At 68.5% G+C, this 12,890-nt stretch carries 10 protein-coding genes; 5 read left to right on the top strand and 5 right to left on the bottom strand.

What is annotated here, in order from left to right:
* The 4 genes from ACWH43_RS01450 to metC are packed head-to-tail and all read right to left on the bottom strand — an operon-like array spanning position 1 to position 4,571.
* A complete protein-coding gene (locus ACWH43_RS01450; protein WP_260348193.1) occupies positions 1 to 1,575 on the bottom strand; it encodes a class I adenylate-forming enzyme family protein in 1,575 nt (524 codons plus the stop codon).
* A gap of 13 nt (positions 1,576 to 1,588) precedes the next feature.
* The gene (locus tag ACWH43_RS01445) at positions 1,589 to 2,446 is read right to left on the bottom strand and encodes a sulfurtransferase (protein WP_158444014.1); all 858 of its coding nucleotides are present in this window, start codon (positions 2,444 to 2,446) and stop codon (positions 1,589 to 1,591) included.
* 29 nt (positions 2,447 to 2,475) lie between these two features.
* Positions 2,476 to 3,387 (bottom strand): VOC family protein, encoded by a 912-nt coding sequence (locus ACWH43_RS01440; protein WP_260348194.1) that lies wholly within the window; start codon positions 3,385 to 3,387, stop codon positions 2,476 to 2,478.
* Positions 3,384 to 4,571, bottom strand: a complete 1,188-nt coding sequence (metC, locus tag ACWH43_RS01435; protein WP_158444016.1) for a cystathionine beta-lyase — start codon at positions 4,569 to 4,571, stop codon at positions 3,384 to 3,386. The genes ACWH43_RS01440 and metC overlap by 4 nt, the downstream gene beginning before the upstream one ends.
* Positions 4,572 to 4,750: 179 nt before the next feature.
* On the opposite strand from metC, the gene ACWH43_RS01430 reads away from it, so the two are divergent.
* The 3 genes from ACWH43_RS01430 to ACWH43_RS01420 all read left to right on the top strand — a co-directional run bounded on the left by ACWH43_RS01430 (position 4,751) and on the right by ACWH43_RS01420 (position 8,437).
* The gene (locus ACWH43_RS01430) at positions 4,751 to 5,551 is read left to right on the top strand and encodes an enoyl-CoA hydratase-related protein (protein ID WP_158444017.1); all 801 of its coding nucleotides are present in this window, start codon (positions 4,751 to 4,753) and stop codon (positions 5,549 to 5,551) included.
* Between the two features lie 90 nt (positions 5,552 to 5,641).
* On the top strand, positions 5,642 to 6,595 hold the full coding sequence (locus ACWH43_RS01425) for a LysR family transcriptional regulator (protein ID WP_260348198.1): 954 nt from the start codon (positions 5,642 to 5,644) through the stop codon (positions 6,593 to 6,595).
* A gap of 477 nt (positions 6,596 to 7,072) precedes the next feature.
* Positions 7,073 to 8,437 carry an FGGY-family carbohydrate kinase gene (locus ACWH43_RS01420; protein ID WP_158444019.1) on the top strand — a complete coding sequence of 455 codons (1,365 nt, stop codon included), beginning with the start codon at positions 7,073 to 7,075 and terminating at the stop codon, positions 8,435 to 8,437.
* Here the strand turns inward: ACWH43_RS01420 and ACWH43_RS01415 are convergent.
* Positions 8,426 to 9,241 (bottom strand): DeoR/GlpR family DNA-binding transcription regulator, encoded by an 816-nt coding sequence (locus ACWH43_RS01415; RefSeq protein WP_158444020.1) that lies wholly within the window; start codon positions 9,239 to 9,241, stop codon positions 8,426 to 8,428. The genes ACWH43_RS01420 and ACWH43_RS01415 overlap by 12 nt on opposite strands.
* 195 nt (positions 9,242 to 9,436) lie before the next feature.
* Between ACWH43_RS01415 and ACWH43_RS01410 the strand changes: the two genes are divergently transcribed.
* Together ACWH43_RS01410 and rhaI are read left to right on the top strand one after the other, a co-directional pair.
* The gene (locus ACWH43_RS01410) at positions 9,437 to 11,551 is read left to right on the top strand and encodes a bifunctional rhamnulose-1-phosphate aldolase/short-chain dehydrogenase (RefSeq protein WP_158448164.1); all 2,115 of its coding nucleotides are present in this window, start codon (positions 9,437 to 9,439) and stop codon (positions 11,549 to 11,551) included.
* Positions 11,552 to 11,554: 3 nt separating this feature from the next.
* Complete coding sequence (gene rhaI, locus ACWH43_RS01405; protein WP_260348199.1) at positions 11,555 to 12,850, top strand: L-rhamnose catabolism isomerase; 1,296 nt, start codon at positions 11,555 to 11,557, stop codon at positions 12,848 to 12,850.
* Positions 12,851 to 12,890: the final 40 nt, after the last annotated feature.

Here is a 12,890-nt window from a genome sequence, read left to right as displayed (position 1 = left end):
TCATCGTCCGGGTTTGGGGGGCGCGCTGAAACGCGCCCTCAGCTCGTTCTTCAAAACCTTGCCCATGGGATTGCGCGGAAGGCTATCGAGGACCAGCCATCGGCGCGGCACCGCATAGTCGGCGAGCGCAGCGGCGCAATGGCTGCGGAGCTCGGCCTCGTCCGCTCTTTGCCCCGGGCGAAGCACCACGGCCGCCCCGACATCCTCGCCGAGCTTGGCATGCGGCACGGCGACGACAGCCGCTTCGCTCACCGCCGGATGCGCGTGCAGCACATCTTCGACGGCGATGGAAGCGATCTTGAGCCCGCCCCGATTGATCACATCCTTCTTGCGATCCGCGAAGTGAAGGAAGCCCTCGGCGTCGAGCCTGCCAAGGTCGCCGGTCAGCACGCGCCTGCCGGAGAAGGCCTTCCGCGTCGCTTCGGGATCCCGGAAATAGCCGACCGCAACCGCCGGGCCGGTGATGGCGATCTCGCCGGTTTGGCCGGTTTCGACCGCCTGCCCGTCATCGCCCAGGATCTCGACCACGCAGCCCGGCATCGCCCGCCCGATCGAGCCGCGGCCCGCCTGCGCCTCCTCCGGCGCGAGAACCGTCCCGGTCGGGCCGCTTTCGGTCAGGCCGTAGATCTGGACGAGGTCGGCATGCGGCCAGGTTTCCGCCAGGCGGGCCGCGAGATCCGGCGGCAGGGCCGCGCCTCCGCTGGCGATCCGCCGCAAGCCGGACAGGTCGTGCCGTGCGGGATCGAAGCTGTCGAGCATGAAGCCCAGGACCGAGGGTACGCCATGATAGATGGAGGTGCCCTCGGCCGCGATGGCGGCAAGACGCCCCTCGTCGTTCAGCACGGATTCCAGGCAGAACCCGGCACCCGCTACCCAGCAGGCCATGCAGGCGATGTTCAGGGCCGCCGAGGTGAAGACCGGAAAGCCGGCCTGATAGACGTCGCCGGGGCGCAGGCCCAGCGCCGCCGCGCAGCAGGCCCCCGATGCGATCATGCCGGCATGCGAAGCCATCACCGCCTTCGAGCGGGCCGTCGTGCCGGAGGTGAAGAGCAGGGCCGCGATATCGCCGGCGCGAGGCGCCGCAGTTCCGGGCCCCCTTCCGGGATTCGACGGCGCCTCCTCTCCCGGACCCGAAGCGAAAACGTCTTCGCCGGCGACGGCGAGGCGCGTTCCCGCAGGAGCAAGGCCGCGAAGCCTTTCCGCGTGGGACGCCTCGACGACCACGAGGCCGGGCTCGGTCAGCGCGAAGGCATGGCGGATCTCTTCGTCGGAGGCGCGGGTATTGAACGGCACCACGATCGCGCCGCGCGCCACGGCGCCGAGCGCGGTCATGACGAATTCATACCCGGCATCGTTGGTCAGGAAGGTCGCCGCGCGGTCTCCGGCCGCCAGGCCGAGCGAGGCCAGTTCGACCGCCGCATGGTCCATGTCCCGCACGAGCCCGGCATAGCTGCGGCGCAGCCGCGCTCCTGAGACGGAGCGCGCCGAAAGCGCCAACTGATCGGGATATCGCCCTGCACCGTTCCGCAGCAGCTCCGGGACGGTCGCGGCACCAGGCAGTTGCAGAGGCGTCACGGCCTTGCCGACCTCAATCCGTCGTCGCGGGCAGATCGGAGCGGTGGCCCCATTCCTCCCACGATCCGTCGTAAACCGCGCATGGCTGGCGGCCGGTCAGTTCCAGCGCGAGCGCGAGAATGCAGGCGGTCACGCCGGAGCCGCAGGAGGCGATGATCGGACGATCCGGGTCGACGCCTGCCTTGCGGATCGCGTTCTCGATCGCTTCCGGCGGCGGAAACGTATCGTTGGCAAGCAGGAATTCGTTGCGGGGCAGGCTGATCGCGCCGGGGATATGGCCGTCCCGCACGCCGGGATAGTTCGCGGCCGTGCTGCCGCGGAACTGCTCCGGGGGGCGGACATCGACGAGCTGCGCTTCGCGCGTCTCGATGTTGCGCAGCACGGCCCGCCAGTCGCGCACGCCCTGATTGGCGGGTCGGACCGGCCAGGCCACGGCATCGCGCCGCCTCGGCGCGCCGGACTCCATCGGCCCGCCTGCCGCGTTCCAGGCCGGCAGGCCGCCCTCCAGAACCGAGATCGCCCGGTGACCGAAGGTCCTGAACATCCACCAGACCCGCGCCGAGCTGTACATGCCGACGGCGTCGTAGACGACGAGATGGGCCTCGGGCCTGAGACCGAGCAACCCGACCTGCTCGGCAAAGCGCTCGGCCGAGGGCAGCATCCGGCCCGGCGGCGGCGGTGCCGGATCGGCGACCGTATCGATGTCGAGCGGGATGGCGCCGGGGATATGGCCGGCGACATATTCCGCCGCCGCATCGCGCTTGCGGACCGGCAGATGCCAGCTCCCGTCGATGACCTGAAGATCCGCCTCGCCGAGATGCGCCTTCAGCCAGGCCGCGCTCACGACCGGCCCGACTCCTGCATTCGCCATGAAGACCTCCCTCTTCGACCCGCGCCGCCTCAATGCCAGGGCAGCTTTGCGCCGGGTTCTGCGAAATAGATGTGGCTGCCGAGCGCCTCGCCGCCGGCAACCGCGAGCCAGCCGGCACCCTGCCCCGAGAGCGCGACGCTCCTGGCCTTGAGGAACTGCACAAGCGCGTCCAGGTCATCGGTACCGAGCACATAGCCCGCGGTGCAGGGCGCCCCGGGCAGCGGGGCGAACAGCGCCGCCGCCTGTCCGGCCGGGAGAACGCTCAAACGACCGCGGGCCAGCGGGAGCGCCATCCCGATCGTCCCGGGCTGCGGCTCCACGCCGACATAGCGCGAGAGCCGTTCCACCGAGGCCGGCAGGTCGGCGGCGGCGTAGACAACCTCCTGCAGGCCGGTCACGCCGTTCGGATGGCCGAGCCAGCGCTCCTGCCACAGCAGCTCCGGGGTCTCGTGGCGGACCGTCAGAAGGCGCGCTTCCGGCACCAGCTCGCGCGGGGCGAAGGCCAGCGTGAAGCGGGCGAGCTGCTCGCTCCTGTCGGCGGCCTCGACCAGGCGCTGGTAGTTCATCAACGTGGCGGGCGCGAAGCCGGCCTGTGGCAGCCGCTCGGCCTGGAACGCAGGGTCGGGCGTCCCCAGCGCCAGCAGATGGACCCCGACATGGCGGGCGAGCGTATCCCGCAGGCCGCGCACGGCGGGCGTGTCGTCGAGAATGGCGCCGGACAGCTCGATATAGCCGCGCCCGAGCATGACGCAGTGATTGGCCATGCCGGTGCGGACGAGCTTGCCGTCGGCATCCGGCGCAAGCTGGTCCGAGCGCGGCGTCACCAGGAAACCGAGCGCGACCATGCGATCCCGGGCCCGCTCCAGATCGGGCACGGAATGATTGACGTGGTCCGGCCAAAGATCGCCCGGCCGCTCTCCGGCTTGCGTCGCGCTGCTCATGCCGCCTGGCTCTTTCCGCCGGCCTTCCTCAAGGCGGCCATGCCCTCCGCCAGGTCGGCGATCAGGTCGTCCGGGCTTTCGAGCCCGGCATGGATCCGGATCGACGGTCCTTGATACGGCCAGGACGTGTTCGGATGCAGCTTCCGCGGATCGGTCGGCAGGATGAGGCTCTCGAAACCGCCCCAGGAAAAGCCGATGCCGAACAGCCGGCGATGGTCGACGAGCGCGCGGATGCCTTCCTCGCTCACGCCGTCCCTGAAGACGACGCCGAACAGCCCGCTCGCGCCGCGGAAATCGCGCTTCCAGAGCGCGTGCCCCGGCGCGCCGGGAAGCGCCGGGTGGAGGACGGTCTCGACCTCTGGCTGCTGCGAGAACCAGCGAGCCAGGGCCAGGCCGGTTTCCTGGTGGCGCGGCATGCGCGCCGCCAAAGTGCGCAACCCGCGCAGCGCGAGATAGCAGTCATCGGCGCTGACGCAGATGCCGAGCCGCATGGCCTGCTGCTTGATGGCCGGGAACACCGCTTCGGTGCAGATGATCGCTCCCATCTCGCAATCGGAATGGCCGACGATGTATTTCGTCGCCGCCTGCAGGGAGACATCCACCCCATGCTCGAAGGGCCGGAAATAGAGCGGGGTCGCCCAGGTATTGTCCATCATCACCACCGCGCCGGCGGCATGGGCCGCTGCTGCGATCGCCGGAACGTCCTGGACCTCGAAGCTGTGCGAGCCGGGCGACTCGCACAGCACGACGCGGGTTTCCGGCCGGATCAGATCGGCGATGTCGCCGCCGAGGGAGGGCGGATAATACGTCACCTCCACGCCGAAGCGGGCCATGGTCTGGGCGAGGAAGGCGCGAACCGGATCGTAAACCGTGTCGACGACCAGGATGTGATCGCCCGTCTTGACCAGCGCCATCAGCGCGACGGCGATGGCGGCCATACCCGAAGGGCAGGCGATAGCCGCATACCCCCCCTCGACCTCGGCCAGAGCATCCTGAAGCGCGAAGGTCGACTGGGTGCCGAGGCGTCCATAGAGCAGGTTGCGGACGGGGTCCTTCTGAGCTTCCCGCAGAGCGGCAAGGGTCGAGAAGAGAACCGTCGAGGCCCGGTGGACCGGCGGGTTGACGATGCCGGCCGCCTTCGCTGCGTCGCGGCCGCTCGTCACAATTCGGGTTTCGAGGGTCAAGCCCGGCTCTCCTTCGAGGGATGCGATGGCGCAGGCTATGAAATAGTATTGAGGCAGTCAATGAGTATTGAAATGATTTTATATTATATCTAGGTTCGGCAGGCGCGGCGGGGGCGCCGCAGCATCGGGAATGTCGTCCCTGCCGCCTGTCGGCCGGGATCAGCGGGAGGGATAATCTGATGAGATTCACGCGTCTGAAGACGATCCGAACCGAGGCGGGGGTTCTCGAGGTCCGGCTTGCGAACGGCCCGGTGAATGCGGTCGACCAGCCAATGTACGCGGAAATCGCCACGCTGTTCCGCGATGTGGATGCCGTCGCGGCCGACATCCGGGCGATCGTGCTCTGCGCGGACGGCAAGCATTTCTGCGGGGGCAACGATCTCGACGAATTCGCCACGATGACCTCCGCGAATGGCGGGCAGCGGATGTGGCAGGTGCGCGAGGCTTTCTTCGCCATCTCCGAATGCGCCGTGCCGGTGGTCGCAGCCGTTCACGGGGTCGCGCTGGGGACCGGCCTCGCCATCGCCGGCTCCTGCGACGTCATCGTCGCCGCTCCCGATGCGCGCTTCGGGCTGCCCGAACTGACCGTCGGCGTCATGGGCGGGGCGCGCCACCTCGCCCGCTTTGCGCCGCAGCCGGTTGTCCGGCGCATGTTCTTCACCGGCGAGCAGTTGACGGCGAGCGAACTCCGGGCGGCAGGCGGCGCCGTGATCGTCGCGGCCGACGGCAGCCCTCTCGACCATGCCCACCGGATCGCCCTGCGCATCGCCGCGATGAGCCCGACGGCGGTCCGGGTCGGCAAGGCCGTGCTCGACCGGATCGAATGGATGGACCTGCGCAGCGGCTATGAATTCGAGCAGGCGGCGACCGTCAGGATGGCCGGCTTTGCCGATTCGAAGGAGGCGCTGGCGGCGTTTCGCGAGAAGCGAGAGCCGCACTATCTCCCGCTCAGCCGCAGCAACCCGCTCTATCCGGCGTGAAGCGGATTGCCGAGCGGCTAGCTCAGGGAACCCCTCGGTGTTATGAGCAAAGGTAATAATTCCATTGCTTCGCGGAAGGAAGCTATCGAGATGCCGCCGCCTCTGGCGATCGCCGAAACGCAGTCGTCCCGATCCGTTCCCCATCGCCTCAAGCCGCGGCAGATCGAAGCGTTCAGGGCCGTCATGCAGCTCGGCAACATGACGGCGGCCGCCAGGCAGTTGGGCATTTCCCAGCCCGCCGTCAGCCGGCTGCTGGCCGATCTGCAGGAGTCGCTCGGATACTCCCTTTTCATCCGCCGCCGCCATGGCATGGTGGCAACGGCGGATGCCCAGCGGCTGCATGCCGAGGTGGAAAGCGTCTTCATCGGGCTGGACGAACTCAGCCGGCGCGCGCTCGCCATCCGCGACCTCGAAGTCGGCGAGGTCCGCATCTGCGCCGTGAGTCTCTACGGCAACGGCCTGCTGCCGCAGATCATCGCCGAATTCGTCCGCAGGCATGCGGGCATCAACATCACGCTGGAAATCTGCCCGCACGACAAGGTCGTCGACTGGCTGATTTCACGGCGATGCGACATCGGCCTGACGACCGGCGGAGACGAAACGCCGGAGCTCGAAAAATACGTGGTCGCGGAAAGCCCCGCCGTTTGCGTGATGCCGGTGGACCACCCTCTCGTCGGCAAGAGCAGCATCCAGGCCGCGGATCTCGCCGGACTATCCTTCATCAGCTTTCCCAAGGACGCGATCTTCCGCTATCGGACCGACAATGTCTTCGATCGCCTCGATATCGAGCGCGACATGCGTGTCACGGCCGGCACGCACGAAGCTGTCTGCAACCTGGTTTCGTCAGGGCTCGGCCTCTCCATCATCAGCCCGTTCTCGCCTCACCTGCGGAACAATCCACGCCTGGCGTTTCGGCCGTTCAAGCCTTCGATCGATCTTGAAATCGGGGTGCTTTGCGACAGCGACCGGCTTTCCCTGGCGGCGCGGCATTTTCGCGAATTCACGATAAACTGGTTCAGGGACAACCGGGTTTCGATCCTTTAGCCGGCATCGCGACCGAAACGGGTTTCAAGAACCGGAGACAGGCGCACAGGCGCGTGCTTGCCTTCGGATGAATTCGCCGCGCGGCCCGACCTCCCCGATCTGGTGATGCGTCGGAACGCCGGCGGCACCGGACAACCGCGCCGCAGATGCGATGGAAGCCGTCGGGCGATGAGTGTGACGCAGAAAGCGCAGATGAATCTGCGGGCGGCGGAGACCGCACGGATTCTCCTGGAGGCGGCTCTGCCGTTTGCGGCGAGACCGGCCGCAAGCGGCCCGCTCTCTCCGCGCCCGTCAAAGGACCGGCCGCAACGACGTCGCGCCGAAACTCACGCCGAGACCCATGGCGCCTGTCGAGGATTCCGATACCCTGCCGGCCAAAAGGCGTTCGAGGCGGATCGGTTCCGCGAGGATCGGATCGGGATCGGCCCGCATAGGACAGTGTGCGGCATCCGTTTCGATGTCGCGGGGGGAGCGACCATGCATTCCGGCGTCACCGCCGTGCTCGACATCGGCAAGACCAACAGCAAGGTCCTGGCGCTCGACTCCGGTCTCGACCTCGTCGCGACCTACGACACAGCCTCGATCAGCGACGGCGCGCATCTCGACACGGCGCATGGCTGGGCCTTCATCCTGGCGAGCCTGAAGGAGATCGCGAAGCGGTTCCGCCTCTCCGCGATCGTTCCGGCGACGCATGGCGCGGCTTTCGCCGTTATGGGCAGGAACGGGCTGGCTCACCCCATCGTCGATTATGAAAAACCCGTTCCCGCGGCCGCTTCCGCCGATTATGACCGCTTGCGGCCGGATTTCGCGGAGAGCTTTTCGCCCGGCCTGCCTCTCGGCCTCAATGCCGGCCGGCAGCTTTTCGCGCTCGATCGCTCCGCCCCGGGTCTCTTCGACGAGGCTCGCGCGCTCGTCGCCTATCCCCGGTACTGGGCGTGGAAGCTCGGCGGCGAACTGGCTTCGGACGCCTCCTCGCTCGGCTGCCATACCGACCTCTGGGCCCCCTTGAAGGGCGCCCCGTCCTCGCTTGCCGCGGCCATGGGCTGGGACCGGCTGCTTCCGCCGGTCGCGCCGGCCTGGACGACGCTCGGCGAGCCCCGCCCCGCGCTCGGCCTGCCCGGCCGGTGCCGGGTTCTGGCCGGCATCCATGACAGCAACGCCGCCCTCCTGCGCTATATCGCCGGGTCGCGGGAGCCCTTCGCGCTCGTGAGCACGGGCACCTGGTTCGTCTGCTTCAACACGGCAGGCGACGTCTGCGGCCTCGCCGACGGGCGCGACACGCTGGCGAATGTCGACGCACTCGGCCGGCCCGTCGCCTCGGCCCGCTTCATGGGCGGGCGCGAATACGCCGCGATCGCGGGGCTCGAGGGAAAGGCGCGCATCGAGGATCTGCGCGCTGTCGTGGCCAAGGGCCTCTTCGCGCTGCCGTCCTTTGCCGCGGGCGGCCCTTTCCCGACAGCGCGCGGAAGCATGCGCGGAACGCCCTCCGGGCAGGCCGAGGTCGCGGCGCTGGCCGAACTCTATTGCGCCCTGATGACCTGCGAATGCCTTGCCCTGACCGGCCCCGTCCGCAAGCTCTACGTCGACGGCCCCTTTGCGACCCGCCCGCTCTACCTCGGGGCGCTCGCGACGCTTCTTCCCGGGACCCACATCCTTGCCGCGCAAGACCGGCACGGCACCGCGATCGGTGCGGCGCTGCTCGCTCATTGGCCGTCCGAGGCCGGGCTGCTGCCCGGCTACACCCTGGCGGCGCGGGACATTCCGGCGCTCGATCTCGATCTCGGCCCGTATCGACAGGCTTGGCGCGGAATGAGCGCCGAGCGGATGATTTCAGGAGGTTGAACGCATCGCCGAGGCCTTGCCGCCTGCTGCCGCTTCCATCACCCGCACATCGGGGCAGAGGCTGCGCAGCAGCGCGATCTCGGCCTCGCCGGCGCCGCTGTCGGTGATGACGATGTCGATGTCCTCGAGCGGGGCGACGAGCATCGAGGACCGCATCCTGAGCTTCGAGCTGTCCGCCAGCACCACGACGCGCTCGGCCCGGCGCACCAGCTTCTGCGCCGCGCGGGCGATGAGCGGGTCCATCTCGGTCGCTCCGGCGCGGCCGAGCCCGTAGCAGCTCATGAACAGGATTTCGCCGGCGAAGCTCTCGGTGCCGTCATGCTCGAAGGAGCTCAGGATGATGTTGTGCTCCGGATAGACGGTTCCGCTCGGGATCGTCACCCGGCAGCCCGGACGCGCAGAAAGCAGCTCGCTCGCGATCGAGAACGAGTTGGTCAGCACGTCGAGGCTGCGTCCGCGCAGCAGCCGCGCCAGCTCGAAGGTCGTCGAGCCGGCATTCAGGATCACGCTCATGCCGTCCTCGATCAGCATCGCCGCTTCGCGCGCGATCGCCTCCTTCTGCGCGACATTGACGTCGCGGCTCATGGCGAAGGGCACGCCGGCGAGCTGATGCTGGTGGCGCGGCCGCAACGCTTCCGCCCCGCCGCGAACCCGCCGCAATTCGCCGTTGCGGTCGAGCGCGGCGATATCGCGCCGGATCGTCGCCTCCGACGCATCCAGCATGTCGACGAGGTCGGATAGCGCGATGATCGATCGTTCGTTGGTCAGCTTGACGATCAGCCTGTGCCGTTCGCGTTCGAGCATCTTCTTCCGCTTTCTGCCCTCTCATGACGCCGGCCACGGTCGCCCGCGGCTTTATTTTATCACCCGCATACCCGTCTTGGGCTGCAAGACGATGACAGAAATTGATCGAACTTGACAATTCTTGATGGTTTACGATGAGATCATGGCAAGGCGGCCGCAAGAGCCCCTGCCGGAAACGTCGAAGCCGAGGATCTCATGGCCGATCACGCCAGTTCGGGCGGTTCGCCGCGCCTGCTCGCCAGCGCCTGGGACGAGAGGCTGGCGGAGACGCTTTCGCCGCAGGACCTGCTGGTCTATCGCTCGAACCTCCTCGGAGCCGACCGGCGCATCACCAATTTCGGCGGCGGCAACACCTCCTCGAAGCTGAGCCTGCCCGATCCCCTGACCGGCGCTCCCGTCGAGGTGCTGTGGGTCAAGGGCTCGGGCGGCGATCTCGGCTCGATCCGCCTCGACGGTTTCGCGACGCTCGACATGGCGCGCTTCCGCAGCATCCGTGAAAACTATGCCGGACCGGCGAGGGAGGACGAGGTCGTCGCGCTCTACCCGCATTGCACCTTCGGCCTGAATCCCCGCGCCGCCAGCATCGACACCCCGCTTCACGGCCTGATCGCCCATCCGCATGTCGACCATGTCCATCCCGATGCGATCATCGCCATCGCCGCCTCGGCCGATGGCGAGACGATCACGCGCGAAATCTTCGGCGACGATGTCGGCTGGCTGCCCTGGCGGCGCCCCGGCTTCGAGCTCGGGCTGATGCTGGAAGGCTTCGTGCGCGACAATCCGGACGCGCGCGGCGTGATCCTCGGCAGCCACGGCCTGTTCACCTGGGGCGGGACACAGCGCGCTTGCTACGAGACCACGATCGAGGTCATCAACCGGGCCATCGCCTGGCTGGCCGCGCAAGAGGCCGGAAAGCCCGCTTTCGGCGGCCCGGCGGTCGCCATCCGCCCGCCGGAGGAGCGCCGCGCGGCGGCCGCCCGCCTGATGCCCCTCCTGCGCGGCCTCGTCTCGGAGGGGCGCTCGAAGGTCGGCCATTACGACGATCGGGCCGCGGTGCTGGATTTCGTCTGCAGCAAGGACCTCGCCGCGCTCGCGCCGCTCGGAACCTCCTGCCCGGACCATTTCCTGCGCACCAAGATCCGGCCATTGGTGCTGGATGCCGGAGCCCTCCCGCCTGATGACGAGGAGCTGGCCGTCGCTCTGCGCCAGGCGATCGCGGCCTATCGCGCCGATTATCTCGGCTATTACGAGCGCTGCCGGCGCCCCGATTCGCCGCCCATGCGCGACGCCAATCCGGTCGTCGTCCTCGTGCCGGGAATCGGCATGCTCACCTTCGCCGCGGACAAGGCGACGGCGCGCATCGCCGGGGAGTTCTACGTCAACGCCGTCAACGTGATGCGCGGCGCCGAGGCGGCCTCGACCTATGTCGCGCTGCCCGAGCAGGAAGCCTTCGACATCGAATACTGGCTGCTCGAGGAAGCCAAATTGCAGCGTCTGCCCAAGAGCAGGCCGCTCGAGGGCCGGGTCGCGCTCGTGACCGGCGGGGCCGGCGGCATCGGCCTCGCCAGCGCCCGGCGGCTGCTCGGCGAAGGCGCCTGCGTCGTGATCTGCGACATCGACAGGGCCGCCCTCGACGAGGCCGAAGCGGCGCTGGTCGGGAGCCATGGCCGCGACCGCGTCGCCGCCTTTCCCGTCGACGTGACCGACGAGGGCAGCGTCGCCGCCCTGTTCCGCGAGGCGGCGCTCGCCTTCGGCGGGCTCGACATCCTGGTGTCGAATGCGGGGATCGCCTCGGCCGCGCCGCTCGACGAAACCAGCCTCGAACTCTGGCAGCGCAATCTCGACATTCTCGCCACCGGCTATTTCCTGGTCTCGCGCGAGGCTTTCCGGCTGATGAAGACGCAATCGCGCGGCGGCTCCATCGTCTTCATCGCCTCGAAGAACGCGCTGGTCGCCTCGCCCAACGCCGCGGCCTATTGCACCGCGAAGGCGGCCGAGATCCAGCTCTGCCGCTGCCTCGCGCTGGAGGGGGCCCCTCACGGCATTCGCGCCAATGTCGTCAACCCCGACGCGGTCCTGCGCGGCTCCCGCATCTGGGAGGGCGAGTGGCGGGCGCAACGGGCCGGCGCCTACAATGTCGCGCCCAACGATCTTGACGAGGTCTACCGGCAGCGCAGCATGCTGAAGCTGAACGTCTTCCCCGAGGACATCGCCGAGGCCGTCCACTTCTTCGCCTCGGAGCTTTCGGCGAAGTCCACCGGCAACATTCTCAACGTCGATGCCGGGCACGCGCCCGCCTTCACGAGATAGATCATGACGGAGCATCTGATCGATCCCGGCATTGTCGAAGCGCATAACCGGCGGAACGGAGACGAGCTCGCCCAGGACTACGAGGCGCTCGCGCGCGCGCTGTCCCGGCGGGGTCTCGATTGCGAGGCGCTTCTGGCGCGGGTCTCAGCGCTGGAGGTGGCGGTGCCGTCATGGGGCGTCGGCACCGGAGGAACGCGCTTCGCGCGCTTTCCAGGCCCGGGCGAGCCCGCCGACATCTTCGACAAGCTGGAGGATTGCGCCGTCATCCAGCAGCTCGGCCGGGCGACGCCGCGCGTCTCGCTGCATTTCCCCTGGGACGATACGGCAGAGATGGCTTCAGTGAAGGCGCGCGGAGAGGAGCTCGGCCTCGGCTTCGACGCGGTGAACTCCAACACCTTCCAGGACCGGCCCGGCCAGAAGCTCTCCTACAAGTTCGGCAGCCTGTCCCATGTCGATGCGGAGGTGCGGGCTCAGGCGATCGCGCATAATGTCGACTGCATCTCCAGGGGGCAGGCGCTGGGCGCGCGGGCGCTGACGATCTGGCTCGCCGACGGCAGCAATTTCGCGGGACAGAGCCATCTCGCGCAGGCTTTCGAGCGCTATGTCGAATCCGTCCGCGCGATCGAGGCCGCCCTGCCGGATGAAAGCTGGCGGCTGCTGCTGGAATACAAGAACTTCGAGCCGGCCTTCTACGCGACGGTGGTGCAGGACTGGGGCTCGTGCCTGCTGGCCGCCCAGGCCGTCGGCCGCCGGACGCGCTGCCTGGTCGATCTCGGCCATCACGCCCCCTCGACCAATATCGAGCTGATCGTCGCGCGATTGATCGCCGCCGGAAAGCTCGGCGGCTTCCACCTCAACGATTCCCGCTTCGGCGACGACGATCTCGATGCCGGTTCGGTCGATCCGTTCCGGCTCTTCCTCGTCTTCAACGAGCTTGTCGACGCCGAACAGCGCGGGGCCTGGGACGAAGCCCCGGCGCTGATGCTCGACCAGTCGCACAACGTCACCGACCCGATCGAGAGCCTGATGCTGAGCGCCGATGCCGCCCGGCGCGCCCATGCCCAGGCGCTTCTGGTCGATCGGGAGCAGCTCGCCGCATGCCAGGCGCGGAACGATGTCGCGATGGCGGCCGAGACCCTGCGCCGCGCCTACCGCACCGACGTGACGCCCCTGCTCGCCGAGGCGCGCCGCCGGATCGGCGGAGCGATCGACCCCGTCGGCGCCTACCGCGTCTCGAACTACCGCAAGACCGTCGCCGCCCGGCGCCCGCAAGCCACGGGGAGCGGCGGAATCGTCTGAACCTCGCAGGAACGAAGCGCCGCCGGATCGTTCGGCCGGC

The organism is Allobosea minatitlanensis, from assembly GCF_964020775.1.
The sequence above is the reverse complement of the archived record's forward strand: the minus strand, read 5'-3'. Positions and strand labels throughout refer to the sequence as shown.

Excerpts from the sequence above, each read along its gene's own strand:
- ACWH43_RS01420 (WP_158444019.1), top strand. The coding sequence starts at position 7,073 with ATGCATTCCGGCGTCACCGCCGTGCTCGACATCGGCAAGACCAACAGC.
- rhaI (WP_260348199.1), top strand. The coding sequence starts at position 11,555 with ATGACGGAGCATCTGATCGATCCCGGCATTGTCGAAGCGCATAACCGG.
- ACWH43_RS01415 (WP_158444020.1), bottom strand. The coding sequence starts at position 9,241 with ATGCTCGAACGCGAACGGCACAGGCTGATCGTCAAGCTGACCAACGAA.
- ACWH43_RS01425 (WP_260348198.1), top strand. The coding sequence starts at position 5,642 with ATGCCGCCGCCTCTGGCGATCGCCGAAACGCAGTCGTCCCGATCCGTT.
- ACWH43_RS01430 (WP_158444017.1), top strand. The coding sequence starts at position 4,751 with ATGAGATTCACGCGTCTGAAGACGATCCGAACCGAGGCGGGGGTTCTC.
- ACWH43_RS01440 (WP_260348194.1), bottom strand. The coding sequence starts at position 3,387 with ATGAGCAGCGCGACGCAAGCCGGAGAGCGGCCGGGCGATCTTTGGCCG.
- ACWH43_RS01410 (WP_158448164.1), top strand. The coding sequence starts at position 9,437 with ATGGCCGATCACGCCAGTTCGGGCGGTTCGCCGCGCCTGCTCGCCAGC.
- ACWH43_RS01445 (WP_158444014.1), bottom strand. The coding sequence starts at position 2,446 with ATGGCGAATGCAGGAGTCGGGCCGGTCGTGAGCGCGGCCTGGCTGAAG.